This is a genomic window from Paraliobacillus salinarum (assembly GCF_014083865.1).
Classification (GTDB): domain Bacteria; phylum Bacillota; class Bacilli; order Bacillales; family Amphibacillaceae; genus Paraliobacillus; species Paraliobacillus salinarum.
Genome location: NZ_JACEFA010000012.1, coordinates 36,404 through 62,165 on the forward strand (window position 1 = coordinate 36,404; position 25,762 = coordinate 62,165).

General features: G+C 34.5%; 30 protein-coding genes and 1 other RNA gene. 21 read left to right on the forward strand and 10 right to left on the reverse strand.

Features of this window, described 5'->3' with window-relative positions:
* Window positions 1–33: 33 nt before the first annotated feature.
* The 5 genes from tpiA to HP569_RS11175 all read left to right on the forward strand — a co-directional run bounded on the left by tpiA (window position 34) and on the right by HP569_RS11175 (window position 4,661).
* On the forward strand, window positions 34–792 hold the full coding sequence (gene tpiA / locus HP569_RS11155) for a triose-phosphate isomerase (protein WP_182201257.1): 759 nt from the start codon (window positions 34–36) through the stop codon (window positions 790–792).
* Entirely contained in the window at window positions 789–2,327 is a 1,539-nt protein-coding gene (gpmI, locus tag HP569_RS11160; RefSeq protein ID WP_182201258.1) for a 2,3-bisphosphoglycerate-independent phosphoglycerate mutase, read from the forward strand. Before tpiA ends, gpmI begins: the two co-directional genes overlap by 4 nt.
* A gap of 33 nt (window positions 2,328–2,360) precedes the next feature.
* Entirely contained in the window at window positions 2,361–3,647 is a 1,287-nt protein-coding gene (gene eno, locus HP569_RS11165; RefSeq protein WP_182201259.1) for a phosphopyruvate hydratase, read from the forward strand.
* A 140-nt stretch (window positions 3,648–3,787) separates the two neighbouring features.
* Complete coding sequence (locus HP569_RS11170; protein ID WP_182201260.1) at window positions 3,788–4,105, forward strand: PadR family transcriptional regulator; 318 nt, start codon at window positions 3,788–3,790, stop codon at window positions 4,103–4,105.
* On the forward strand, window positions 4,092–4,661 hold the full coding sequence (locus HP569_RS11175) for a DUF2812 domain-containing protein (protein ID WP_182201261.1): 570 nt from the start codon (window positions 4,092–4,094) through the stop codon (window positions 4,659–4,661). Before HP569_RS11170 ends, HP569_RS11175 begins: the two co-directional genes overlap by 14 nt.
* Before the next feature lie 146 nt (window positions 4,662–4,807).
* Here the strand turns inward: HP569_RS11175 and ptsP are convergent, their stop codons facing one another.
* A complete protein-coding gene (gene ptsP / locus HP569_RS11180; RefSeq protein ID WP_182201262.1) occupies window positions 4,808–6,523 on the reverse strand; it encodes a phosphoenolpyruvate--protein phosphotransferase in 1,716 nt (571 codons plus the stop codon).
* A 6-nt stretch (window positions 6,524–6,529) separates the two neighbouring features.
* Entirely contained in the window at window positions 6,530–6,799 is a 270-nt protein-coding gene (locus tag HP569_RS11185) for a phosphocarrier protein HPr (protein WP_182201263.1), read from the reverse strand.
* A 366-nt stretch (window positions 6,800–7,165) separates the two neighbouring features.
* Here HP569_RS11185 and secG point away from each other — a divergent pair, with 366 nt between their 5' ends.
* From secG to rnr, 3 genes are all read left to right on the forward strand, one after another.
* Entirely contained in the window at window positions 7,166–7,396 is a 231-nt protein-coding gene (secG, locus tag HP569_RS11190; RefSeq protein ID WP_182201265.1) for a preprotein translocase subunit SecG, read from the forward strand.
* A gap of 150 nt (window positions 7,397–7,546) precedes the next feature.
* Window positions 7,547–8,290 (forward strand): alpha/beta hydrolase, encoded by a 744-nt coding sequence (locus HP569_RS11195; protein ID WP_182201266.1) that lies wholly within the window; start codon window positions 7,547–7,549, stop codon window positions 8,288–8,290.
* A gap of 43 nt (window positions 8,291–8,333) precedes the next feature.
* Window positions 8,334–10,622 (forward strand): ribonuclease R, encoded by a 2,289-nt coding sequence (gene rnr / locus HP569_RS11200; protein WP_182201268.1) that lies wholly within the window; start codon window positions 8,334–8,336, stop codon window positions 10,620–10,622.
* Between the two features lie 54 nt (window positions 10,623–10,676).
* Here the strand turns inward: rnr and HP569_RS11205 are convergent, their stop codons facing one another.
* Complete coding sequence (locus HP569_RS11205) at window positions 10,677–11,540, reverse strand: GNAT family N-acetyltransferase (protein WP_182201269.1); 864 nt, start codon at window positions 11,538–11,540, stop codon at window positions 10,677–10,679.
* Between the two features lie 142 nt (window positions 11,541–11,682).
* Between HP569_RS11205 and smpB the strand changes: the two genes are divergently transcribed.
* Complete coding sequence (gene smpB / locus HP569_RS11210) at window positions 11,683–12,147, forward strand: SsrA-binding protein SmpB (RefSeq protein WP_182201270.1); 465 nt, start codon at window positions 11,683–11,685, stop codon at window positions 12,145–12,147.
* Here the strand turns inward: smpB and HP569_RS11215 are convergent.
* Window positions 12,131–12,700, reverse strand: coding sequence for a DUF6944 family repetitive protein (locus tag HP569_RS11215; protein WP_182201272.1), 570 nt, complete (start codon window positions 12,698–12,700; stop codon window positions 12,131–12,133). The two genes, smpB and HP569_RS11215, sit on opposite strands and share 17 nt — an antisense overlap.
* Before the next feature lie 209 nt (window positions 12,701–12,909).
* On the opposite strand from HP569_RS11215, the gene ssrA reads away from it, so the two are divergent.
* Window positions 12,910–13,271, forward strand: a transfer-messenger RNA (tmRNA) gene (gene ssrA, locus HP569_RS11220).
* An 84-nt stretch (window positions 13,272–13,355) separates the two neighbouring features.
* On the opposite strand, the gene HP569_RS11225 is transcribed toward ssrA, so the two are convergent.
* Window positions 13,356–13,583: a hypothetical protein gene (locus HP569_RS11225; RefSeq protein WP_182201273.1), complete on the reverse strand. Its 228-nt coding sequence runs from the start codon at window positions 13,581–13,583 to the stop codon at window positions 13,356–13,358.
* Window positions 13,584–13,948: 365 nt separating this feature from the next.
* Window positions 13,949–14,554, reverse strand: a complete 606-nt coding sequence (locus HP569_RS11230; protein ID WP_182201274.1) for a hypothetical protein — start codon at window positions 14,552–14,554, stop codon at window positions 13,949–13,951.
* Between the two features lie 242 nt (window positions 14,555–14,796).
* Here HP569_RS11230 and HP569_RS14485 point away from each other — a divergent pair, with 242 nt between their 5' ends.
* Window positions 14,797–14,949: a hypothetical protein gene (locus HP569_RS14485; protein ID WP_246367113.1), complete on the forward strand. Its 153-nt coding sequence runs from the start codon at window positions 14,797–14,799 to the stop codon at window positions 14,947–14,949.
* Window positions 14,916–15,368, forward strand: a complete 453-nt coding sequence (locus HP569_RS11235) for a class I SAM-dependent methyltransferase (RefSeq protein ID WP_246367114.1) — start codon at window positions 14,916–14,918, stop codon at window positions 15,366–15,368. Before HP569_RS14485 ends, HP569_RS11235 begins: the two co-directional genes overlap by 34 nt.
* A 305-nt stretch (window positions 15,369–15,673) precedes the next feature.
* On the opposite strand, the gene HP569_RS11240 is transcribed toward HP569_RS11235, so the two are convergent.
* Complete coding sequence (locus HP569_RS11240; RefSeq protein WP_182201275.1) at window positions 15,674–15,982, reverse strand: winged helix-turn-helix transcriptional regulator; 309 nt, start codon at window positions 15,980–15,982, stop codon at window positions 15,674–15,676.
* Window positions 15,983–16,147: 165 nt separating this feature from the next.
* Between HP569_RS11240 and HP569_RS11245 the strand changes: the two genes are divergently transcribed.
* Window positions 16,148–16,999, forward strand: coding sequence for a VOC family protein (locus tag HP569_RS11245; protein ID WP_182201276.1), 852 nt, complete (start codon window positions 16,148–16,150; stop codon window positions 16,997–16,999).
* A gap of 125 nt (window positions 17,000–17,124) precedes the next feature.
* The gene (locus HP569_RS11250) at window positions 17,125–17,568 is read left to right on the forward strand and encodes a GNAT family N-acetyltransferase (RefSeq protein WP_182201277.1); all 444 of its coding nucleotides are present in this window, start codon (window positions 17,125–17,127) and stop codon (window positions 17,566–17,568) included.
* A 218-nt stretch (window positions 17,569–17,786) separates the two neighbouring features.
* Here the strand turns inward: HP569_RS11250 and HP569_RS14550 are convergent, their stop codons facing one another.
* Both HP569_RS14550 and HP569_RS11255 read right to left on the reverse strand, forming a co-directional pair.
* Window positions 17,787–17,915 (reverse strand): hypothetical protein, encoded by a 129-nt coding sequence (locus tag HP569_RS14550; protein WP_255306975.1) that lies wholly within the window; start codon window positions 17,913–17,915, stop codon window positions 17,787–17,789.
* 218 nt (window positions 17,916–18,133) lie between these two features.
* Window positions 18,134–18,643 (reverse strand): DUF3189 family protein, encoded by a 510-nt coding sequence (locus HP569_RS11255; protein WP_182201279.1) that lies wholly within the window; start codon window positions 18,641–18,643, stop codon window positions 18,134–18,136.
* 267 nt (window positions 18,644–18,910) lie between these two features.
* Here HP569_RS11255 and HP569_RS11260 point away from each other — a divergent pair, with 267 nt between their 5' ends.
* The 4 genes from HP569_RS11260 (at window position 18,911) to HP569_RS11275 (ending at window position 22,367) form a co-directional block, all read left to right on the forward strand.
* Window positions 18,911–19,816 (forward strand): YIEGIA family protein, encoded by a 906-nt coding sequence (locus HP569_RS11260; RefSeq protein WP_182201280.1) that lies wholly within the window; start codon window positions 18,911–18,913, stop codon window positions 19,814–19,816.
* 3 nt (window positions 19,817–19,819) lie between these two features.
* Window positions 19,820–20,026: a capping complex subunit for YIEGIA gene (locus HP569_RS11265; protein ID WP_182201281.1), complete on the forward strand. Its 207-nt coding sequence runs from the start codon at window positions 19,820–19,822 to the stop codon at window positions 20,024–20,026.
* Window positions 20,027–20,135: 109 nt separating this feature from the next.
* Window positions 20,136–20,906, forward strand: a complete 771-nt coding sequence (aroD, locus tag HP569_RS11270) for a type I 3-dehydroquinate dehydratase (RefSeq protein ID WP_182201282.1) — start codon at window positions 20,136–20,138, stop codon at window positions 20,904–20,906.
* A gap of 306 nt (window positions 20,907–21,212) precedes the next feature.
* A complete protein-coding gene (locus HP569_RS11275) occupies window positions 21,213–22,367 on the forward strand; it encodes a coiled-coil domain-containing protein (RefSeq protein WP_246367116.1) in 1,155 nt (384 codons plus the stop codon).
* Between the two features lie 82 nt (window positions 22,368–22,449).
* Here the strand turns inward: HP569_RS11275 and HP569_RS11280 are convergent, their stop codons facing one another.
* Complete coding sequence (locus HP569_RS11280; protein ID WP_182201283.1) at window positions 22,450–22,872, reverse strand: BrxA/BrxB family bacilliredoxin; 423 nt, start codon at window positions 22,870–22,872, stop codon at window positions 22,450–22,452.
* Window positions 22,873–23,086: 214 nt separating this feature from the next.
* Between HP569_RS11280 and HP569_RS11285 the strand changes: the two genes are divergently transcribed.
* From HP569_RS11285 to HP569_RS11295, 3 genes are read left to right on the forward strand one after another with little or no spacing between them, the layout of a single operon-like run.
* Entirely contained in the window at window positions 23,087–24,040 is a 954-nt protein-coding gene (locus tag HP569_RS11285; protein WP_182201284.1) for an ABC transporter permease, read from the forward strand.
* Window positions 24,030–24,977 carry an iron chelate uptake ABC transporter family permease subunit gene (locus HP569_RS11290; protein ID WP_182201285.1) on the forward strand — a complete coding sequence of 316 codons (948 nt, stop codon included), beginning with the start codon at window positions 24,030–24,032 and terminating at the stop codon, window positions 24,975–24,977. Before HP569_RS11285 ends, HP569_RS11290 begins: the two co-directional genes overlap by 11 nt.
* Window positions 24,971–25,729: an iron ABC transporter ATP-binding protein gene (locus HP569_RS11295; RefSeq protein ID WP_182201287.1), complete on the forward strand. Its 759-nt coding sequence runs from the start codon at window positions 24,971–24,973 to the stop codon at window positions 25,727–25,729. The genes HP569_RS11290 and HP569_RS11295 overlap by 7 nt, the downstream gene beginning before the upstream one ends.
* The last annotated feature ends 33 nt before the right edge of the window (window positions 25,730–25,762 follow it).

A 25,762-nucleotide genomic window follows, 5' to 3' on the forward strand; every position in this document is an offset into this window, starting at 1 on the left:
TTGAATAGGCAAATAACAGAGAGGGAGCATATTATGCGAAAAAAAGTAATTGCAGGAAACTGGAAAATGAACAAAGTGTCAGCTGAAGCAGAACAATTTGTAGCTGATACAAAAAACAAAGTACCAAGTTCTGATAAAGTGGAATCTGTTGTATGTGCACCTTTTCCATACCTACAAACATTAGTAAAAGAAAGTGCTGGTACTGATTTAGCGATCGCAGCACAAAACATGCATTATGAAGACAATGGTGCATTTACTGGTGAAGTAAGCCCAGCTATGTTAAAAGACATTGGTGTAACTTACGTTGTATTAGGTCACTCTGAACGTCGTGAGTACTTTGCTGAAACAGATGAAACAGTTAACAAAAAAACGCATGCAGCATTTAATCATGGTTTAACTCCTATTGTTTGTGTAGGTGAGACTTTGGAGCAACGTGAAAGCAATCAAACAATGGATTTAGTGGCTGATCAAGTTAAAAAAGCATTGGCTAACCTTTCTGAAGAACAAGTAAAAGCTACAATTATTGCTTATGAGCCAATTTGGGCTATTGGAACTGGTAAAACAGCGACTTCAGAACAAGCAAATGAAGTTTGTACACACATCCGTAAAGTGGTTGCCGAATCGGTATCATCAGATGCAGCTGAAGCAGTACGCATTCAATATGGTGGTAGTGTGAAACCAGCAAATGTTGATGAACTTCTAGCACAATCTGACATTGACGGTGCATTAGTAGGTGGAGCAAGTCTAGAAGCTGATTCTTTCTTGAAATTAGTGGAGGCTGGTGCAAAATGAGTCAAGACAAATTAGCAGCTCTGATTATTCTTGACGGTTATGCAATCCGTGATGAAGTAAAAGGAAATGCTGTCAAGCAAGCAAAGACACCAAATTTCGATCGATTCTGGAATCAATTTCCACATAATCAGTTAACTGCAAGTGGAGAAGCTGTTGGATTGCCAGAAGGTCAAATGGGTAATTCCGAAGTAGGACACTTGAACATTGGTGCTGGACGTATTGTCTATCAAAGTTTAACGAGAGTAAACTTATCTATTCGTGAAGGTGATTTCTTTGAAAATCAAATCATGATTAATGCAATTAAGCATGCGAAAGATAATAACAAAGCATTACATGTGTTTGGTTTGTTATCAGATGGTGGTGTTCATAGCCACATTGAACATCTATACGCTGTGTTAAAGTTAGCATCTGATAATGGATTAGATAAAGTTTATGTCCATGGATTTTTAGATGGCCGTGACGTTGGTCAAAAATCCGCGAAGAAATATATCCAAGCGGCTCAAGAAAAAATGGATGAATACGGTGTAGGGGAATTTGCAACGATTTCTGGACGTTATTATTCCATGGACAGAGATAAGCGTTGGGATCGTGTGAAGAAGTCTTACGATGCCATGGTTTATGGTGAGGGACCTAAATATACAGATCCTTTACAAATTGTTGAAGATTCTTATGCCAATGAAATTTATGACGAGTTTGTTATTCCATCTGTTATCACAGATGAAAATGGTCAGCCTAAGGCTACTATTGAAGATAATGATTCAATTATTTTCTATAATTTCCGTCCAGACCGTGCGATTCAAATTTCACGTACATTTGCAAACGAAGATTTCCGTGATTTTGACCGAGGGGATAAAGCACCGAAAGATATTAAATTTGTCTGCTTAACACAATTTAGTGAGACAGTAGATGGATTGGTTGCATATGAGCCAGTGAATTTGGATAACACACTTGGAGAAGTATTATCACAAAACAATTTAAATCAATTACGCATTGCAGAGACAGAGAAATATCCGCACGTTACCTTCTTTATGAGTGGTGGACGTGAAAAGGAATTCCCTGGAGAAAAACGAATTCTAATTGATTCACCTAAAGTTGCAACGTATGATTTAAAACCAGAAATGAGTGCCTATGAAGTAACTGATGCACTATTGAAGGAATTAGATGAAGGAAATCAGAATGCAATCATTTTGAACTTTGCTAACCCTGATATGGTAGGACATTCTGGTATGCTTGAACCTACTGTAAAAGCAATTGAAACAGTGGATGAATGCTTAGGTAAGATTGTAGATAAAATCCTTGAAAAAGGTGGTCAAGCTATTATTACAGCTGACCATGGTAACTCAGATGAAGTAGTTTCCTTAGATGGTACACCAATGACAGCTCATACAACGAATCCAGTTCCAGTCATTGTAACAAAAGAAGGAATTGATTTACGTGAAGATGGTATTCTTGGTGACTTGGCTCCAACAATGCTAGATTTATTAAATGTAGCGAAGCCAAAAGAAATGACAGGTAATTCATTAATTAAAAAATAAAACATTTAACAAGAAAAAGGAGAGTTAAACATTATGCCATACATTACAGACGTTTATGCACGTGAAGTATTAGATTCTCGCGGTAACCCAACAGTAGAAGTAGAAGTTTATACAGAATCAGGAGCTTTTGGATCAGCTCTAGTACCAAGTGGTGCTTCAACTGGTGAACACGAAGCAGTTGAATTACGTGACGGTGACAAAGATCGCTATTTAGGTAAAGGTGTTTTGAAAGCTGTAGAAAACGTAAACGAAATGATCGCTCCAGAATTACTTGGAATCGATGTAACACGTCAAGTTGTTATTGACAAATTATTAATCGAATTAGATGGTACTGAAAACAAAGGTAAGTTTGGTGCGAACGCAATTCTTGGTGTTTCTATGGCAGTTGCTCATGCAGCAGCAGATCACTTAGGTATGCCTCTATACACTTACTTAGGTGGATTTAACGCTACTACGCTTCCAACACCAATGATGAACATCTTAAATGGTGGAGAGCATGCGGATAACAACGTTGATATCCAAGAATTCATGGTTATGCCTGTAGGTGCTCCAACGTTCCGTGAAGCACTTCGTATGGGTGCTGAAATCTTCCATAGCCTGAAGAAAGTACTTAGCTCTAAAGGCTACAATACTGGTGTAGGTGATGAAGGTGGATTCGCTCCTAACTTGAAATCAAACGAAGAAGCACTTTCTACAATCATTGAAGCTATCGAAGCTGCTGGTTATAAGCCAGGTGAAGAAGTGAAGCTTGCTATGGACGTTGCATCTTCTGAATTCTATGAAGATGGTAAATATAATCTTAAAGGTGAAGGCGTTGTACGTACTTCTGCTGAAATGTGTGACTGGTACGAAGAAATGGTTAATAAATATCCAATCATCTCTATTGAAGATGGTTTAGATGAAAATGACTGGGATGGTCACAAATTACTTCAAGATCGTATTGGAGACCGTGTTCAGCTAGTGGGTGACGACTTATTCGTTACAAACACAAAACGTCTTGCACAAGGTATTGAGCAAGGTGTAGGTAACTCTATCCTTGTTAAAGTGAACCAAATTGGTACACTAACTGAAACTTTCGAAGCTATTGAAATGGCGAAGCGTGCTGGTTACACAGCAGTTATCTCACACCGTTCAGGTGAAACAGAAGATGCTACAATCGCTGATATCGCAGTTGCTACTAACGCTGGTCAAATTAAGACTGGTGCTCCGTCTCGTACGGATCGTGTAGCGAAATACAACCAATTACTTCGCATTGAAGACGAATTAGTTGGTACAGCGAAATATGCTGGAAAAAATGCATTCTACAACCTTAATAAATAAGAATTAAAAGTAAGAAGATGCGCTCTAAACATTAGAGTGCATCTTTTTTTTGAAAAATCGTTGACTATTCAGTTGAACTGTATTATATTATTACTAAGTTAAACTGTACAGTCTAACTGAATAAAGGAGGAGGTGTTGGTATGAAACATAAATTATTACCTCTGTCTGAAACGATGCATTACATTTTATTAGCTCTACGCGAACCATTACATGGCTATGCAGTTATGCAGAAGATAGAAAAGATGAGCAATAGCACTGTTATTTTAGCGGCAGGAACATTATATGGTGCAATCGAAAATTTGAATAAACATGGATGGATCGAGGCAGTTGGAAATGCAGGACGGAGAAAAATCTATATGATCACTACAGAAGGGGAGGAGATATTGAAGGTGGAGCAAGAAAGGCTTAAACATATATTATCCTTGTACGAAAGTGGTGATTTTAATGAAGAAAATTAACATGTTTTTTGATATCGAAAAGGAAGAAAAATGGCTAAATGAACAATTAGAAAAAGGCTATCGTTGTAAAAATATTAGCGGATTTGGAGTATACACTTTTCAGGAATCAAATGAAAGATATGTGGTGCGACTGGATTATCAAGATTATTTAACAAAGAAAAAATTTCAAGAATACAAAGCGATATATGAAGATTTTGGTTGGGCTCATATTGCGGGATGGAGATCTGGTGGAATACAGTATTGGCAAAAACAAAAGGGTGGTCAAAGTGAAATTTTTTCAGACCGCCAATCGAAGGGCAATTATTACAAGAGACTAATGAGCTATTCATTTTGGTTCTTAATGTTGGGTTTATTTCTTTATTATTTAATGTACAAAGATTCTGGATTATATTTAACTGAGGGACTTTGGGATATGGAAGGTACATTATTTTGGAAAGCACTTATATTTGAAACACCTTTTGTACTTTTAAGATCATTTCCTATATTTATGGTTATTCTTTTTGGAACTAGTTTTTATAAGGCTTATCGAAAGTATTCCATGTATAAAGATAGCTAATAATCGAATTACAATGAATCTCTTTTGTTTTCTCGATTATAAACGAAGACGCTATAACCATATGTATGTAGATAAATGTCTAAATGAGTGGTGGGTTTAATTCCACAAAAAAGCTTCAATTCAAAATAGAATTGAAGCTTTTTATATTATTGATTTGTTTTTTCACGAATAAACGCTTCTACTTCATCAGCTGTACTCATACTTAATAATTGATCTTTGTATGATGCAAGTTCCTCTTTAGAAAGGTCCTTGATTTGTGTACGTGCTGGTAAAATAGATGTTGCACTCATACTGAATTCATCTAGGCCGAGTCCAAGAAGGATTGGGATAGCAATAGAGTCTCCAGCCATTTCTCCACACATACCAGCCCATTTGCCTTCAGCGTGTGCTGCCTCAATCACATTGTTTACAAGATTTAAAATAGCAGGATGATATGGTTGATACAAGTATGATACACGTTCATTCATACGATCAGCTGCCATTGTGTATTGAATTAAATCGTTTGTTCCAATACTGAAGAAGTCAACTTCCTTAGCAAATTGGCGCGCAATTACAGCAGTAGACGGAATCTCTACCATTATTCCTACTTCAATGTTATCTGAAACTTCTACACCTTCTTTTTGAAGATTTTGTTTTTCTTCAAGTAAAAGCTGTTTCGCTTCACGGAATTCATTCAACGTTGCAATCATAGGGAACATGATTTTTAGATTTCCATAGGTGCTTGCTCTTAACAATGCGCGTAATTGAACACGGAAAATGTCATCACGTTCTAAGCAAAGACGAATCGCACGGAATCCTAAGAATGGGTTCATTTCTTTTGGTAGATCAAGGTAGCTTAACTCTTTATCTCCGCCAATATCTAATGTACGAACTACAACAGGCTTATCTCCCATTTGTTCTAGAACGGATTTATAAGCTTCAAATTGCTCATCTTCGGTTGGGAGTTCGCTTTTACCCATGTAAAGGAATTCTGTACGGTACAATCCAACGCCTTCACCGCCATTATTAATAATGCCAGTAACATCTTCAGGTGTACCGATGTTAGCAACTAATTCTACATGTTTACCGTCAGAAGAAACGGTAGGCTCATCTTTTAATTTTGCCCAAATTTCTTTTTGCTTTTCAAAATCGGCTTGTTTTTGTTCATATTGCTTAATCACATCATCAGATGGATTGATAATAACATGTCCATCAATACCGTCTACAATGATCGTGTCACCTTCTTTGGCATCATTCGTAATTGTTTTTGTTCCTACAACAGCAGGAATTTCAAGTGAACGAGCCATAATAGCAGAGTGAGAAGTACGACCACCGATATTTGTTGTAAAGCCTTTAACAAACTGCTTGTTTAATTGTGCTGTATCAGAAGGTGTTAAGTCTTCTGCGAGAACAATCACTTCTTCGTCAATTAGCGCTGGATCTGGGAATGACACATTTAATAAGTGTGCCATCACACGTTTTGTTACATCTTGAATATCTGCAGCACGTTCACGCATATATTCATTATCCATTGCTTTAAACATATTAACGAACATTGTAGCTGTTTCATCTAAAGCAGATTCAGCATTAACTTTATTTGTTTTAATGTTGTCTTCGATTGGATTAATTAATTCTGGATCTCCTAATACTAGCAAGTGAGCTGAGAAGATTTCAGCATGTTCATCACCTAATGTTTTACGCGCGTTTTCTTTAATTGTCTCTAGTTCTTTTTTAGAAATGTCAAGCGCGTCATTCAAGCGTGTTACTTCTGCTTCTACATCATCAATGACCTTTTTATCAAAAGAAAGGTCTGGAGCTTCTAGCTTATAAGCTTTAGCAATAGCAACTCCATTTGATGCTGCAATCCCTTTTATATTAGTCATTAAAAATTACTCCCCTAATCCTTCTTTTTTAATTACATCATAAATCGCATCAATTGCTTCTTGTTCATCAGAACCTTCTGCAATAAACTTAATTTCAGCATCCTTAGGAATGCCTAATGACATAACACCCATAATTGACTTTAAATTAACTGATTTACCATTATACTCTAGGTTAATATCAGATGAAAAACTTCCAGCCTTATTAACTAATACTGTTGCTGGTCGTGCGTGAACTCCTGTTGAATCTGTAATCGTAACAACTTTTTCTGCTGCCATGAAAAAACCCTCCTGAATAAATAGTATTTAATAGGTATACACTTCAGTACAATTTTACTCTGTTTTGAGGTGGAATTTCAACAATTACACTAAAAACGATACACAATTGTACTATTTTATTAAAAAAGGGGAATAATCGTTGCCCTTCTTTATATTATACCGCTACTACAATACCATTATATTGGCTCAAAGTCCACTTGCTTTGTATGAGGTACATGTAGTATAAGAAAACAATGGATCTAAAATAATAAGCATTTTATATTATGTTTTTTAGTACGTTCTTTTTAATAATAGACTTGCGAAGTACTGGGAGTTTATGCTACATTATCTTTATGTATTAGTGCGTTTTAGGAGGTGTACGCAACCATGCAAGGAGTTGCGATTACGTTATTAATTGTAGATGCTATAGCACTTATTGTTTTAGTATTATTACAGTCGGGAAAGAGCGCTGGTTTATCAGGTGCAATTTCTGGTGGTGCAGAACAATTATTTGGGAAACAGAAAGCACGAGGTATTGATGCGGTACTACAGCGTGCAACAATTATTGCAGGAGTGTTATTATTCGTTTTAACTTTTGCAGTTGCTTATATTTTATAATGTTTATAGAAAACCCTCTCATTTCTTTAACTAAAATGAGAGGGTTTTTGAATTTAATCAGTTCAGATATTAGGAGAGTACACTCTTCTTTGCTAAAATAAATGAATATACAAAAGCTTGATCTAGACAATAAGAAAGGAAGAATTTTTGATGAATATAAAAAAACCTCAACCATTTACGTTTGAAGAAGGCGATAGAGCGGTATTACTATTACATGGGTTCACAGGACATACTGCAGATGTTCGAATGTTAGCGCGATTTTTGCAAAAAAAAGGTTATACAACACATGCACCAATTTATAGAGGCCATGGTGGTTCGCCTGATGAATTAATAGGAGTGAAAGCTTCTGAGTGGTGGGAAGATGTGAAAGAGGCATACCAACATTTAAAAGATTTAGGATATCAAAAGATTGCGGTTGCTGGTCTTTCATTAGGTGGTGTGCTAGGTCTTAAATTAGCTTATTCACAGCAAATCACAGGAGTTGTTCCGATGTGTGCGCCGATGTTTTTTGATCACAGCTCTCAACTTACGAAAGGTTTTCAATTTTATGCAAAGCAATATAAACAAGCAGAAGGAAAAGATAGTGACACAATAGATGAAGAAATTAAACATTTATTAGATGAATCCAATACATTGTTTCAAGAGCTTGGTGGGATAATAACAGATGTACAGAAGCATGTAGATCAAATTTATACACCAACATTCGTTGTACAAGCTGAAGATGATCAAATGATTGATACAAATAGCGCCACATACATTTACGATAATGTAGAATGTGACCAAAAAACAATCAAATGGTACAAAGACGCTGGACATGCGATTACATTAGGTCCTAAAAAAGATGATGTTCATGAAGATGTTTATCAATTTTTAGAATCATTAGATTGGTCTTAATCATAATACAACTAGATCAGTCTAATAGAAAGAAGGTGAAAGAATGGAAATAAAACAATTAGAACAAAATGTAATACAATTTTTTAAAACAGAAGCAACAAAGCCATTAACTGTGCAGGAAATTGAAGAAGCGTTAACATTGGAAGATGCTGAAGATTTTAGAATGTTAATGAAGCTATTAAATGAATTAGAGGAAAAAGGGGAATTAGTACGAACACGTAAAAATCGTTATGGTTTACCGGAGCGAATGAATTTAATTCGTGGACGTATTCAAATGCATGCGAAAGGATTTGCATTTCTAATTCCTGATGATGAAAATCAAAGTGATGTGTATATTAATCACTCTGATTTAAAATCAGCGATGAATAATGACATCGTGCTTGTCCGTGTAGACAATCAAGGTGAACTTGATCGTCGTTCAGAAGGTGTGGTCATTCGTATTGTTGAACGTGCAACGACTCGTGTGATTGGTACTTACGAAGACAACGGCAACTTTGGTTTTGTTATTGCAGATGATAAGCGTATCCCAAATGATATTTTTATTCCGAAAAATGCTTCAAATGGTGCGGTCACAGGACATAAAGTTATTGTAGATATAACGAAATTTCCAGAAGAACGAATGAGTGCTGAAGGTGAAGTCATTGAAATTCTTGGCCACAAAAGTGATCCGGGTATGGACATTATGTCTATTATATATAAGCACGGGATTCAGGTGGACTTCCCAGAAGAGGTGCTAGCACATGCAAAACAAGTGCCAGAGGAGATACAGGCATCTGAGTTAGAAAACAGACGTGACTTGCGCGATGAAATGATCGTGACAATTGATGGTGCAGATGCAAAAGACTTAGATGATGCTGTAACAGTAAAGAAATTAGACAATGGGAATTACAAACTTGGTGTATACATTGCAGATGTTTCATATTATGTCGAAGAGAATTCTCCAATTGATCAAGAAGCTTTTGATCGAGCGACAAGTGTATATTTAGTAGATCGTGTTATTCCAATGATTCCACATCGATTATCTAACGGCATTTGTTCCTTAAATCCACAAGTTGACCGATTAACATTAGGTTGTGAAATGGAGATCGATCATAGTGGTGAGGTTGTTAAACATGATATTTTCCAAAGTGTGATACGAACAAATGAGCGAATGACTTACTCCGATGTCAACAGTATTCTAGTTGATAAAGATGCGGAATTAAGGGACCGTTATCGTGAACTTGTTCCCATGTTTGAGGATATGGAGGAATTAGCTGAATTATTACGTCGTAAGCGCTTTGGGCGTGGAGCAATTGATTTTGATTTTAAAGAAGCTCAAGTATTAGTGGATGCTAATGGAAAAGCGGAAGACGTCGTAATTAGAGAACGATCTGTTGGTGAACGGTTGATTGAAGAATTTATGTTGGCTGCAAATGAAACGGTAGCAGAACATTTTCATTGGATGGATGTACCATTTATCCACCGTATTCACGAAGATCCAGATCCCGATAAGCTTCAAAAGTTCTTTGAATTTATTGGACAGTTAGGATATTCAGTAAAAGGTACAGCGAATGAAATTCACCCGCAATCCCTACAAAAAGTACTTGATAGGGTTCAAGGTGAACAAGAAGAGATGATCATCTCTAAATTAATGTTACGTTCAATGAAACAAGCAAAATATGATCCACAAAGTATTGGGCATTTTGGATTGGCGACCGATTTTTATACGCACTTTACCTCTCCGATCCGACGTTACCCGGATTTGATTGTGCATCGACTAATAAGAACGTATTTAGTTAACAATCAAATTGATCAAAAAACTCGACAACATTGGAAAGACCGTATGCCGGAGATTGCTAAACATGCTTCTGAAAAAGAACGAGCAGCAGTTGATGCAGAACGTGAAACTGATGATTTGAAAAAAGCAGAATATATGCAAGATAAGGTTGGAGAAGCATTTGATGGCGTAATTAGTTCTGTTACTAACTTCGGCTTATTCGTAGAACTACCGAATACAGTAGAAGGTCTTGTCCACGTTAGCTATTTAACGGATGACTATTATCATTTTGATGAGCGGTCCTTTGCAATGATTGGTGAAAGAACAGGTAACATGTTCCGCATCGGTGATGAAATAACGATCAAAGTAGCTAATGTAAATCTCGATGAACGTGCAGTTGATTTTGAAGTTGTTGGGATGAAGCCTAGACGTGTTCGCCCAACTATAAATAATGAAACAGACAACCGAAAAGAAAGAAGAAAAAAAGACAAGTCTCCTTCTAATGGGAAAAAGAATAAAGGGAAAATGAAACCACCAAAATCATCTAAGAAGAAAAAAGCAAAGAAGAAAAAGTAACAAATAAGAATGCACAATCAACGTTTTGTGCATTCTTTTTCTTATAAAGGGAATTTAGTTAATCCACTTACCGTATAGTACCCATCCATCTGAGACATCAAATAATTTTATATTAGGAATGTTCGCTAACCCTTCTTTAGAAAAATCTAACCAAGGTCGTGGCATTAGAGGATCATTTTTCACATGGTGATTGACTGTATTCCAAAAGCCCGGTTGGTCAAAATGATCATTCCAAAAATACTTTATTTGGGCGAACCATTCTCTTTTTTGATCGTTTTTAATCACTAGGAAACGATTATTTGTTGGATTAAGGTAAAAGGTAGATTGTTCTAGCTCTTCATTTGTAATTAGAGCGTCAGTATATGGTAGCGGATAATAACATTCAAATGGATAAACTTTTAAGGCGTTTTCCTGTTTTAATCGCTTTAGTAAAGCGCGTTTGTCTGTAATAGAGGTTATTTTTGTCCAAATATCTCCATCTGTTCCTTTTACAACAGTATTGGATTTCACAGGAAAAGAATAAAGAGACGTGAATTTATCTAATCCAAGTTTTTCTAACACTCTTATAGCTGAACCATTATGTATATTTGTATTTGCGCCAATCCAGTGCACATTAGGATCACGCATGAGTATATCCATCATATATGCTAAAAGAGTTGTTGCATGTCCCTTTTTAAGAAAACGACGATCACTACGTAGACGCCCCAGCATAGCGTATCCACCTGGGAATAATGTATAGCCAGCAATCGATGCTAAACGATTATTCACAAAACAACCAAATAAAGCTTGTGTTTCTGATTGTACTAAATGGGGAAAAATAAGTAATACATAATCATCCTCCATCTCAGTTTTCATCTGTTTGACTAAATCATAGTCGTTAATAGTTAATTGACGAAAAATTACTGATGGTTCATTCATTAAAAAGCTCCTTTAGTAAAACAAGAGTTGAATATATATTATATCATGCATTTAGAAATCTTCATTGTCTATTCATATGCGTTGTCTATGCCCGTTGAAACTGGTAAAATAAATGTTATGTAGGAAGAGGAGGAAGTAGCTTATGCCAAAAGGTCAAGGGCAACTGATCGCCCAAAACAAAAAAGCAAATCATGATTTTTTGATTGAAGATACATTTGAAGCCGGTCTTGTTTTACAAGGTACAGAAATAAAGTCCATTCGTGCTCGGCGCGTGAATATGAAGGATAGTTTTGCCCGTATTGATTATAAGGGGGAGGCTTTTCTACATAATATGCATATTTCTCCTTATGAACAAGGAAATCGATACAATCATGAACCAACAAGAGCAAGAAAGTTATTGCTACACCGAAAAGAAATTGATCGGTTAATTGGTGAAACACAGCAAGCAGGTTATTCGCTTGTACCATTGAAAATTTATATTAAGAATGGTGTAGCAAAAGTTTTAATCGGATTAGGTAAAGGGAAGAAAAAATACGATAAACGAGAAGATTTAAAACGAAAACAAGCAAAACGTGATATGGATCGAGCGATTAAGAATAACTATTAGGACTGTCGCTTTGGGAGCTGAATATTTCATCCCCCATCGTGCCACCGATTGCAGTCATAACAGCACCTGTCGTTTGAATCCAATGCCCAATTGTATTTATTAAGGTAGCATCTGCTTTACTTTGTAAAGAAAGTGCTTGTAGACTGTTACCGATTACTTGTAATAAGTTTCCGATTCCGTTATACAATACATTCAGCGTGTTTTTTTCTTTCCAATTTTCTGAAAAACTGATAGCTCCTCCAAGTGCTTGCAGTAGATTTCCTTTTGTATCTAATCCCTCTTTAGTAGGCTGGTCAACAGGTAGGAGGAAAGATGCTACAACGGTAGTGTTTCCTATTGCTTGTAGTTCGTTTCCTATGTTATTAAGATCATCAAGAGTTAGTTTTTCAACTTGGATGGCATTCCCAGTAGCTTGTAATGTATTTCCTAGGAGATCGAACTCTTTTTTTATTTTTAATGAGACAGGGATGTTTGGTGTATTACCTAACGCTGACAGAACAGTGCCCACTGCTTGCACCCAACCACCAAAAATGAAATTCTCTGGTTTGCCCATACCCTAACCACATCCATTAACTATAATTAATATAGTCTATGAAAAGATGTTATATCGTGCGTTGGCATTTGTGTTATGGGATGATTTGACAGGTTTCCTTTACTTGAAATTAGTTATAGATTTGTTATAATAAATATGTACTAAACAAGACAAACAATTTTATATGATATAGGCTTTTCTAGCCATATCCGTTTGTTCCTTTATTTCATGGGGACGTTACGGATTCGACAGGGGTAGATCGAGCTCAGGCTGCGTGTCGAGGTTACGTCTCGTTAAACGTTACACGCCAATAATAACTGGCAAAGAAAACAATTTCTCTTTAGCAGCTGCGTAAGTAGCACTAAAGGATCCTTCCTACCATCGCCCGTGTGGTAGATTGAAGGGTCTCAACTGAAGCGGGATACGCTGACATCCACTGTCTGAGGATGTTCAGAAGAGACCAATCAGACTAGCTAATAGGAAGCCTGTTGGTAGGCTGAATAGTTAGCGAATGACAATATATCAACTACACATGTAGACGCCTGAGTGGCGATATCTCTGGACGTGGGTTCGATTCCCACCGTCTCCACCAATACATAATTGGTGGTTTTTTTGTTTGTTCTAATAAAAGTGATGAACTCAGGTCGTGTAATATTTTGCTGTCCGGGTGTTATAACTAACTGCAACAGTAAATGGCTTTATCAAAAGCGTCTTCTGGAATATAAATGATATTGTCTTTAATTTCATACGGAATATTGTTTCTTTCTAATGCTTCTAATTTGACTTGATTTGTAATTTCTTCCCACCTTATGTATTTACCGTCGTACCCTTGATTAAGTATAAGGAAAATTATAAGAACAAAAAATAGAATAATACTGAAAATTATTTTATTAATCTTTTTCATTTAGCCACCTCATAAATAATTAGTGAATTTTGTTAAGAAGAATTAAGAGAACGAATTGATGATATAGCCTATAGACATTAATATAAAAAAACTAAAAAACATGATTACATTTGCAATGATAAGTAAGTAGTTTCTAATCAACGCTGAAAACATTATACCAACTGGTGCAATAAAAAAAGATAACATCCATAAAGGGGATGAGATACCAAAAATAATATTTGGAATCCAAATTAAAATACTTAGTAATAAACAGGATATAGATAATACCTTATAAATCTTTTCTTTGTTCATATAACTATCTTCTCCCTTAAATTATTAAGTAATAATTAAATTCTTTATAGATGCTATAGAACAAACGGGCGTTTTTAATTTACTTTAATATTTATTAGATTTGTTGCTAATCTAAGTCGATCTTTTAGCTCATCACTAACTTCAAGTTCAATAGTCGTATCGGAAGGAACATTTTTAAATTCATAAATGAAAGCTGTAACGATCGTTCCGTCAGTACGTCTAATATGTTCTGGCTCAACACCTTTTATAACTAGATGTTCAAAATAATCTCCATTAATAGCACCTTGCATGTAAATTTCACTAGGTAATATTTGGTGTGAAGCTTGTTTCTCAGAATAAATAATCTTAAAATCATTCTTGTTTATTTCTACTTTTCCATTAGCAGGAACAAGGTCGTCATTTATTTCTATGTTATAATGCCATTCGCTTTTAGCTAACTCTAGCAACTCATTCTCCTCTAGATAATCAGTTGATTTCGCAATAAAAGCTTTATATGCATCTTTTTCCTCTTCAATATTATTAACATGTAATTCGTATTCCTCTTTTATGCTTATCATTTCTTGCTCGTGTTCTTTCAGTTGATCTTGTAATTTTTCTGTTTCCGAAGTTGATTGATTTGTGCACCCTGACACGGTAAGTAGTACTATGACAAGACAAAAATAAATTGCATTTTTAATCAATTTAATCCCCCCATAATGAGAAAATTTCAAAACATTACCTTTTTTTGTTTTGTTACTTGTATTTTATCAAATTAATCTTCGGAAGTGGCAGAAATGTCAGAAAATAGATTGGAGTTTCTGTGACATTTCAAATAAACGATTAGAAAAATGTTGCAATAACTATTTAAGTTCAGAAATTTTGATCTAGCTATTTTCGGTGATAATATAAAAAGAAAATGTAGATAAATTGAAGGTGACTTTTAATGAAAAAAGTAGCGTATGACGACTATTATAAAAAGAAAAATTATTTTGGGAAGTCGTATCCTGGACTAATTGAATTCTTTCAAAATTATCGCCAAAAGGGAGTTGTTCTGGATTTAGGGTGTGGGCAAGTGGGCAAGGTAGAGATGCATTAGCACTCGGAGAATTAGGATATAGAGTTATTGGTGTAGATCATTCTAGTGTTGGGATTAACCAACTTAATCAAGAAGCTAAAAAAAGAGGCTTAAATGTTCAAGGTATAGTAGGAGACATGCATGACTATCAAATTACAGAAGATATAGATATTGTACTGTTAGACTCTATGTTACATTTTTATAAAAATGATCAAAAAAAAGAAACGGAATTCGTAAATAAGATATTAAACCAACTTAAAGAAAATGGACTATTTGTTACTTGTATTTTAAAAGGAGATAAGCGTGAAAGTATACTCAAGCAAATTATTGATCAATCTCCGTACGAATGGACGGTATTATCTGAATGTTACACAGAGTATATTGAATTTAATGCAACGTACCATTTGCTTGTCGTAAAAAAGGGAAAGCGTATTAAATAGATTATCTAATACAACAAATTATAGCGAGTTTGGGAATAGAACAAGCGCCGTTGTAAAAATATACTCTCTTTCCTTAGGTGCGGGTCCCGGGCCACAGGACGTGGTTCAGTTAGACCATGTCACATAAAGTGATAGTTTTAGTCTCACCTCCTTAAAGAGAGTGGATCTTTAGTTCGAGCTGTTTCTAATTCTGCAGGAACTCACACGAGCTGAAGATCCATTCCTAAGAAGGAATTCACTTGACTACTTCCTAGTTTCTTACAATTGTATCCTTGAAATATATCACATAATAGTTTTTGTTATTATTATATTTCTAACCAATTTTGTGACCATTTTTCCATCTCTCGCATAACAGGTTCAAGAGCAACACCTTTTTTGGTTAATGAATACTCAATTCGAACGGGAGTTTCTGGGAAAACATCTCGTTTAACAATTCCCTCGTTTTCAAGATCTTTTAACCTTTCTGATAGTACCCTGCCACTGACACCAATCGATGATTCAATACTACAAAAACGCTGTGGGCCAGATAGAAGCTGGTAAATAATTAAACCTGTCCATCTTTGGCTTAAGAAACCCATAGCTTTTTCAAATCTGGGACAAATCGACTTATCCATTTAAATCAACTCCTCTATCTATATTATAAACGGATTATAAAAATAATTAAATTATTTTTTGTAAAAAAGATACTTGACCATATTAATTTACGAATATATACTAACTTACATAAAGTAAGTAAAATGCAATGTGTTAAAATTTATCAATTAACAGGAGGTAACTAAATGAATTTTCATCGTGAACCTATAACATTTGTAAAAAAAGTAAATTTAAAAGTTCAAAATTTAGAACGTTCTATTAATTTTTATAAAGAAGTCATTGGATTTAAGGTGCTGGAGCAAACAACGTGGTCTGCTACATTTAGTGCGGATGAAAAAACTGCTTTATTAACGATAGAACAACCAGATCATGTAATTTCAAAAGAAGATAGAACAGCGGGGTTATATCACTTTGCATTACTTTTGCCTAAGCGAACGGATTTAGCAAAAGTAGTACAGCATTTTGTTGGAACTGGCGTACAGTTCGGTTCATCTGATCATCTTGTAAGTGAAGCACTTTATTTATCTGATCCAGACGGAAATGGAATTGAAATTTATATAGACCGGGACCCTTCAGAATGGAATTGGAGGAATGGTGAAGTGGAAATGACAGTTGATCCCTTGAATTTGCCCGATCTCTTATCTGTTGGAGGACAGTCATCATGGATAGGGCTGCCGGCTGAAACAGTCATGGGACACATCCATTTACATGTATCAGAATTGAAAAAGACAGAGGAATTTTATGTTAAAGGACTTGGTTTTGAAGTTGTAAATCGATTTGGTAGTCAAGCACTTTTTATTTCTGATGGCAAATACCATCACCATATCGGTTTAAATACTTGGAATGGTATAGGTGCACCAAAACCTTCTCCTAATAGTGTTGGGCTAGAGTCATTTACCTTAATGCTTTCAAGTAAGGAATTGAAAAATAAAATTATTTCTCAGTTAGCGGACATTGGGGCATCTGTTACTGAAGAAAATGATTCTATCGTTACAACAGACCCTTCAGGAAACCGTATTCGCCTAGTCGCCCATTAATAGTGCAGTACAGTTACCGTTGAAGAATGGGGTAAAAAAGGAAGTCAATAATCTATTAATAACGGAAGATTTGGCAATATAACAGAAAAAATGCAATAGAAATTCTATATAAAAGGGGGGATAAAATGGATCATTTTAATATAAGAAAAGCAGAATTAAAAGATGCAAATGGGCTTAATGAATGTATGGATGCAGCATATTCAAAGTATAAAGATAGAGTGAACATAGAAACTTTACCTCCATTGCAGGTGGATTATAAGGATGAAATAGCTAATTATCCAGTTTGGGTGATCAAACACAATCATCAAGTAGTTGCAGGATTAATAATGACATTCAGCGAAAACACTGCAACCCTTTCAAATATTGCTATACATCCTAATTTTCAGAACAATGGATTAGGAAAAAAATTATTAAATTTTGCCGAAAAAGAAGCGGCAAACCGTGGATATGAAGAAATGAATTTAGCTACGCATACCCTTTTTCGTGAGAATGTATCTTTTTATCAAAAGCAAGGCTGGATTCAAATAGATCAGAATGATACGAGAATTTTTATGAAAAAGCATATTTAATCCGCTTGTTTAAAGAAACAATACGATAACCCTATATAAAGAAAAATGCAGATGTGAGTGTGGGGGATGCAGAAATAAAGATGTATGACGACACCAAATCAATTGTGTCCAATAAAGATGAAGAGTACCAGGAGCAAAATCACAGTGTGGAGATTCTAAGTAACCAGAAGTAGTCGTAAACAAAGGAGCAAAAATATTTTGCTCCTTTTGTGTTAGAATTATTTCTTTTTCAAGTGTCTCAGATAGGCCATGGATGAAGCAAATGCTGCTGTTCTTGCAGGTACGCCTTTTTTCATTAGGTTCTCTGTCGTTTCTTCAATTTTTTCACCAGCACCTTTGATTTTCAAAGTAAGCCCTCCTTTCCTTCTTATTATGTGTGGGGAAAGGGATATCAATACGACTTAAGCTTTTACTCAAGTAGTGGTGTGGCTGCTTGAAAAAGTTGTCCTAATAAAATGCAATATTTTTTGCAACTTCGGAATTACTACAATTATTGCCAAGAGAATGTTTTACCAATCGGCAAGATTATCACTTATCTCACATTTTAGTAGTGACAGCTTTCGGATCAAGGTTTAAAGTTATAATTTTCTAAGATTGTTGTATTAGACTTTGTATAATAGCCCTGATTTTTCGTTTCTTGCACTAATTGATTTATTAGTTGACAACATTTTTTGGCTCCTATAATTAAAAGAGGTTCACCTAAAGAAGAAATGTTTAATCCTCTGGCAAAAAAACCACCAATAGACATTACAAAGGGTACTGTGGGAGAAGTATTAGAAAAAACAATCTTTTCACAATTTTTATTTTTACTTTGCAATATAGATGCCATTTGTTGCATTGCTGGTACTGCATATTTATTATTCTTTCTACCGATTGTATAAACTTCGTTACCATCTTCATCTAAGCCATGAAATATTAATTTTCCGAGATCTTTCTTTTTTAATTTATTAAAGTATTGTACATTTAAGATTTCTTCTGTTGTTAGTGTTCTATTTGTTGGTAAAGTATTTAAATGATACGCAGCCGCCAATGATGTAGTATGTGTTCCGCCAAAATCATTATATATGTAGATCAATGGTTTGTTCTCCTTATACGTATTATTTTACTGCTTATTCCTAGTGTTATATATCCTATCTATTTTATTCGAAAGCTTACAATTAATACTTACTTATCTCTATATTGGTTAAAAATTCTATGTATTCTATACGATCAAAAAATGAAATCTTGACTAAGGAGAACTATGATACTAACTTTACTGATCGCATTTCTAATATAAAAGGTCATACATAAGATATCTCCTTTATGGTAAGAATATATTATCGTGATAAAGGAGTGAACTTGAATGGAAGATGGACAATTATCTTTTGATAATCTTAGTATTATTGTAACTGCTATCATCATTGGGACTTTAGCTAGGATATGGTTATTAAAAGAAGATTACCGTCAATATCCAAGTTATCCTAATGGTTATTTAATTCATGTTGTTACTGGTTTTGTTGCTGCAGCATTAGGGGCTGTAGCAATTCCGGCGTTAATTAGTAAAAATTTTGTTGCTGTTACTTTTTTAACATTAGCATTGCAACAATTTAGAGATGTAAGAAAAATGGAAAAAGAAAGCCTTAATGACTTAGAAGAAACAGAATATACCTATCGAGGAACTGCTTATGTGGATGGTATCGCGAAAACATTTGAGGCTAGAAATTATATCGCATTTATTACAGCCTTATCTGTGTCATTAACGATTACGGTTATGCCCTTTTCCTTTTGGATCGATATAGCAATCGGCATCTTAGTAGGAATGTTGATCCTGCTTTTTTTAAAAAACTTCACCAAAGGTAAGAGGATTGGCGATATAGCACAAGTTGAGGCTGGAAAAATTGAAGTGAAAGATTCTAGTCTATTTGTAGATGGAATCTTTGTTAGTAACCTTTTGGGAACCGATAATGCTTCTAAATTAGTACAGGATGAAGGGCTAGCTGTTGTTATTTCACCGAATGAAGATCACTATCGAATTAATCTTGATAATTTTGGGCAACGTCAGGCGGCGCTTTTTGAAGCTACAAGAGCACTTGGGAATAAACGATATCATTTTACAAGAAAAGATTATGAAAAAGGTAGAGTTGTCATTGCCCTTGTTCCAATAAAACAAGATATTGATGCTTTAATTGAAGTAGTTAAAAAATGTCCGTTACTTGAAAGTGCCAAAAAATCACATCGTGTGATGAAGACAAATTGGAGAGGGGAGTAAAGCATGGGAAGAGAATCTACAATGCAACCAAACTATACCATACTTGCTTATGTGACGATGAAAAAAGGACGCATTCTCACAAGTAGTTGTCTGACGCTATTGGCTGAGTCTAAAAATACTGCTAAGCAAATGACTGTAGATATTGCCAAGGCTTTAAAAGCAGATGTTGTTCAATTGACAAATGGAGATTATATGATAATAAGAATATAATTGGTTATTTATCCTATAGCCTTATCTTTTTTGTAGTGAACAATATGTCATCTTTAAAGAATCAATGCTATAATAATGACAGAATTTTTAAACAAAGGGCTGAGATAATGTGGATAAATTAATTCAAGTAAGGGATGTTACCATCGGTCAAGGAAAACCAAAAATATGCGTACCTATAGTGGGGCGTACACTTGAAGAGATTAATGTAGCATTGGAAAAAATAATAGAAAATGAAGTTGATTTAGTAGAATGGCGAGTCGACTTGTTTAACCAAGTAACAGATATTTCGATAGTTATAAAAATACTAGAACAAATAAAAAGTAAATTAGAAAACATTCCTATTATTTTTACTTTTAGAACAGTGAATGAAGGTGGGAATACGTCACTTGATCTCTGTACATATAAAGCACTATATCAAGCTGTGATAGAGACTAATTATATTGACTTAATCGATATCGAATTATTCCTAGCTTCATCCATTCGTGATGAATTGATTGATTATGCAAAGCAAAACAATATCAGAGTCATATTGTCTAATCATGATTTTAAACAAACTCCGCCTAAGCAAGAAATCATTCATCGTTTAACATTAGCCCAAGAAAAAAGTGCAGATATTGCTAAAATTGCGGTAATGCCTAAAACCCCAGCTGATGTGTTAGTTCTATTGGATGCCACCTATATAATGAAAGAAAAACATGCACAGATCCCAATTATTACGATGGCCATGGGTGATCTAGGAATACTATCACGGATGACGGGAGAAATCTTTGGTTCTTCTGTAACATTTGCTTCCATTACAGAATCATCTGCCCCCGGCCAAATGAATATAAAGGAATTGAAAGAGATGTTAGATACTTTTTCATTAAATAAAGACAAGTGAGTATTGCATGCTACTCACTTGTCTTTTCTATTTTAATAGATAGTATTAGGAGGATGTTGCTAATATTTCTAATTTAATACAAAAAACTATGAAAACGCAATCATAATTTTCAAGATTGAAATATAATTGTAACATTCATATAACATGCTTGAAATCTGAGGATGTTATACTGTCGTTGCTGGTTAAAATATAGGAGGATATTTTTCCTATCTATTACATATAGTTATATAACCTTTTAGGAAGAAAGTTAAACATAAGATTGCAAAAATAGACCAATATATACATAGAAAGCGAGTGTGGAAGCTATTGAATAGTAAAAAGGTATTAGCAAGTATAACAATTGCATTAGGGTTAATGATTGCTGCTCCATTGAGTAATGATGTGGCACATGCAGACACACAAGATGAATTGAAAGAAAAAAGACAAGAATTAGAATCGATTCAGGCAGAACTAATCGAATTAAATGAAGATATTGAACGAGCGGATGAAGCAATTAAAGCTAATAAAGAAAAAATGAAAGAAACAGAGCAACAAATTGAAGAAAAAGAAGAAGAAATGCAAGTACTTGAAGAAGATATAGCAGATTTAGAAAAAGATATTGAAAAGCGTGCTGAAATTCTCAAAGAACGTGCTTCGGCATTACAAAAAAATGGTGGATCAGTTCAGTATTTAGATGTTTTATTTGGTTCTACTAGTTTCAGTGATTTCATTGATCGATTTGCCCTTGTGTCTAAGATTACAAAGGCTGATAACACGATAATTGAAGCATATGAAGCAGATAAGCAAAAAGTAGAAGATCAAAAGGCAATTTTAGAAGATAGCTTAAATGAACTAACAGATATGCAGGCTGATCTTGAAGTCATGCAAGAAGAAACAATGGCACAGAAGGAACAAAATGAAGCAAAGAAAGAAAAGTTACAAGAAAAAGAAGCAGATAGTAAATCAATAATTAATCAATTGGAACTTGAAGCAAGTGATCTAAGACAAGTTGATGAGAATGCACAAGCAATAGTTAATTCAAACAATGAAAAGAACATTGCAAGTCAAACTTCTCAAGTGAAACCAGTTAGCGGTAATGCAAGTTCAATTATTTCAGTAGGCTATAAATACATCGGCAATTCCACATATAAATTTGGTGGTGGACGTTCATCATCAGATATTGCAAGAGGTTTATTCGATTGTTCAGGTTATGTATCTTGGGCTTTTAGACAAGGTGGCGTAAATATACCTGCAAGCACAAGCGCTTTAAGTGGTGTTGGAAAGAGAATCTCACCTAGTCAAATGCAACCGGGTGACCTAGTCTTCTTCAATACTTACAAAACAAATGGACATGTAGGTATCTATGTTGGTGGAAATCAGTTTATTGGTTCTCAAAGTTCTACAGGTGTTGCAATTGCTAACATGGGTAGTGGATACTGGGCAAATACATTCAAAGGACATGTTCGTCGCGTATTAAATTAATCTATCAAAAGAGGTTCAAATCATTAAAGATTTGAACCTCTTTTTTTGGATATTATCAACGTTATATTAAAGCATAGCTTTCTTAAATTGTTTGAATTCCCTTAATTATATTTTCTTTGATTGGTTCTACTTCATTACCTTCGATGTCATCACGAGGAATGAAGTGAGCTACTTGATTACCTGATAAAATGGCGATGGATGGTGAAGAAGGTTCAATGCCAACAAAGTATTCGCGCATCTTTTCTGTAGCTTCACGATCTTGGCCAGCAAAAACAGTGACCAAGTGATCAGGTTTAACTTCTTCTAATGCAGCAAGTACGGCTGGTCTAGCTAATCCGCCTGCACATCCACATACGGAGTTCACTACAACTAAAGATGTTCCTTCTAGATTAGACATAAAGCCTTCTACTTCTTCTGGAGTCGTTAATTCCTTAAAGCCAGCATTAGTTAATTCATCTCTCATTGGTTGACTCATTTCCTGCATATATAACTGAAATTCATTCATTAGTTAATCTCCTTTATTTTAACAACTTAAATAAATCTTTTTCTTACATCACATCATAACATAAATGAAGACGTCAATCACTATCATCCATTGTTTTAGATGAAGATATTCAACGAATTAGTTTGTAAAATACTTAAATGATATTGACAGAAAACTTTAACGTGATAAGATAATTGATAATGAATATCATTATTGATTGGAAAAGGATTATTTTATGAAAAAACGTTACCTACTTCTTATATTGCTTTTATTAAGTGTGCTATCTCTTTTTATAGGGGTATCTTCACTTTCAATAACAGATATATTTAACCTCTCCAAAGATCAATTACATATCCTATGGGTTAGTCGTATTCCGAGATTAATAAGTATTATTATTGCCGGTATAACAATGAGTATCGGTGGGCTTATTATGCAACAGCTAAGTAGAAATAAATTTGTTTCTCCAACTACGGCAGGAACGATGGACTCTGCTCGGTTTGGTATTTTAATCGCAATGCTTATTTTTCCTGCAGCAGGGCCAATTCAGAAAATGATCGTTGCATTTGCGTTTGCATTAATAGGTACGTTGCTGTTTATGAAAATACTAGAGAAAGTGAAGTTTAAAGACCCCATTTTCATACCATTGGTAGGTTTAATGTTTGGTAATATCATAAGTTCCATAACTACCTTTTTTGCCTACAAAAACGATTTAATTCAAAACATGTCTTCTTGGTTACAAGGTAATTTTGCATTAATACTTCAAGGTAGATATGAAATGCTTTATATTAGTCTACCATTAGTCATTATTGCTTATTTATATGCTAATAAGTTCACCATTGCTGGCATGGGAGAGGATTTTTCTAAAAACTTAGGATTAAATCATAAATTAGTTGTGCATATCGGTTTAATTATTGTAGCTATTATGACATCTGTTGTTATTTTAACTGTTGGAATGATACCTTTCTTAGGGTTAATTATTCCTAACATTGTTTCTATATACCGAGGAGATCACCTGAAGAATAGTTTACCGCATACTGCATTGCTAGGAAGCATATTTGTATTAGCTTGTGACATCGTAGGTAGATTAATTATTTTCCCTTATGAAATTGCTATCGGTGTGACGGTTGGTGTTGTAGGTAGTGGGATCTTCCTATACTTAATTTTAAGGAGATCAAATCATGCGGCTTAATACAAAAATCATAATATTAGCTGTGTTAGCAGTGAGCTTTGTAGCTTTGTTTCTATTCTCGGATATTCCAGGAAACTGGGATTATATTCTTCCTAGGAGGATAAGTAAAGTAGTAGCAATGATCATTACAGGAGCAGTAATTGCGATTGCTACTGTTGTATTTCAAACAATTACCAATAATCGCATTCTAACTCCTAGCATTATTGGATTAGATTCACTATATATACTACTTCAAACCTTTTTAATTTTTATTTTTGGTGCTACAAGTAGTGTAAGTGTCAATCCTGCCATTAATTTCGCTTTATCTGTAGCTATTATGGTAGTATTTGCTTTTCTTTTATACCATCTACTTTTTAAGAAAAATCAAAATGTGTATTTTTTACTATTAGTTGGATTAGTCTTTGGCACCTTTTTTAGTAGTCTATCTTCTTTTATGCAAGTTTTAATTGATCCAAATGAATTCTTGATTGTACAAAACAAAATGTTTGCTAGCTTTAATAATATAAATACAGACATTATTCCATATGCAATAGCAGTAATTTCATTTACTTTTATATACTTCATACGTTTTCTTCCTTATTTAGATGTCATGTCATTAGGAAAATCTCACGCGATTAATTTAGGCGTTGACTACGAATATATGGTAAAACGGCTGCTGATTATTATTGCAATTTGGATATCAGTTGCAACGGCTTTAGTTGGGCCTATCCTATTTCTTGGGTTATTAGTTGCAAATGTGACCTATGAATTTTTAAAAACATATAAGCACACATATTTATTAATAGGAACTGCCTTGTTAAGCGTAATTGCACTTGTTGGTGGTCAATTAATTGTAGAGCGATTATTTCAGTTCGAGACGACCATAAGTGTCATTATTAACTTTATTGGTGGCGTTTATTTCTTATATTTAATTTTAAAGGAGAATAAAGCATGGTAAGAGTTCAAGAGATTACAAAAAAGTATGGCGATCATGCCGTAGTTGATAATGTCTCCGTAACTATTCCAAAAGGCAAGATAACCTCGTTTATCGGCCCGAATGGTGCTGGTAAGAGTACGCTTTTATCGATGATTAGTCGTTTAATAACAAAAGACGCTGGTGAAATTCGAATTGATGATGAAGAAATATCAAAAGTGAAAAGTAACTCGCTGGCAAAAAAAATAGCAATATTAAAACAATCCAATGATTTAAATATTCGATTAACGGTTAAAGAACTAGTTGATTTCGGACGTTTTCCCTATTCTCAGGGAAGATTGAAAAAGGAAGACAAAGAAAAAGTAGCCGAAGCGATTAAATACATGGAATTAGAATCGATGCAAGATAAATATTTAGATCAGCTAAGTGGTGGTCAGAAACAGCGTGCTTTTATTGCGATGATTATTGCACAAGACACAGAATATATTTTGCTAGATGAACCATTAAATAACTTAGATATGAAACATTCAGTTCAAATCATGAAGGTTTTGCGTCGTTTAGTTGATGAACTAGGCAAAACGGTCGTTATCGTTATACATGATGTTAATTTTGCTTCTGTGTATTCTGATTATATTGTTGCTTTGCGTGAAGGGAAAATTATGCACCAAGGAGTAAAGGATGACATGATCAATAATCAAGTATTAAAAGATGTATATGATATGGATATTAAAATCCAAGATATAGATCAATGTAAGATTTGTTTGTATTTCCAATGATGTTAATCAATCTACAATTGTAGAAATGATAAA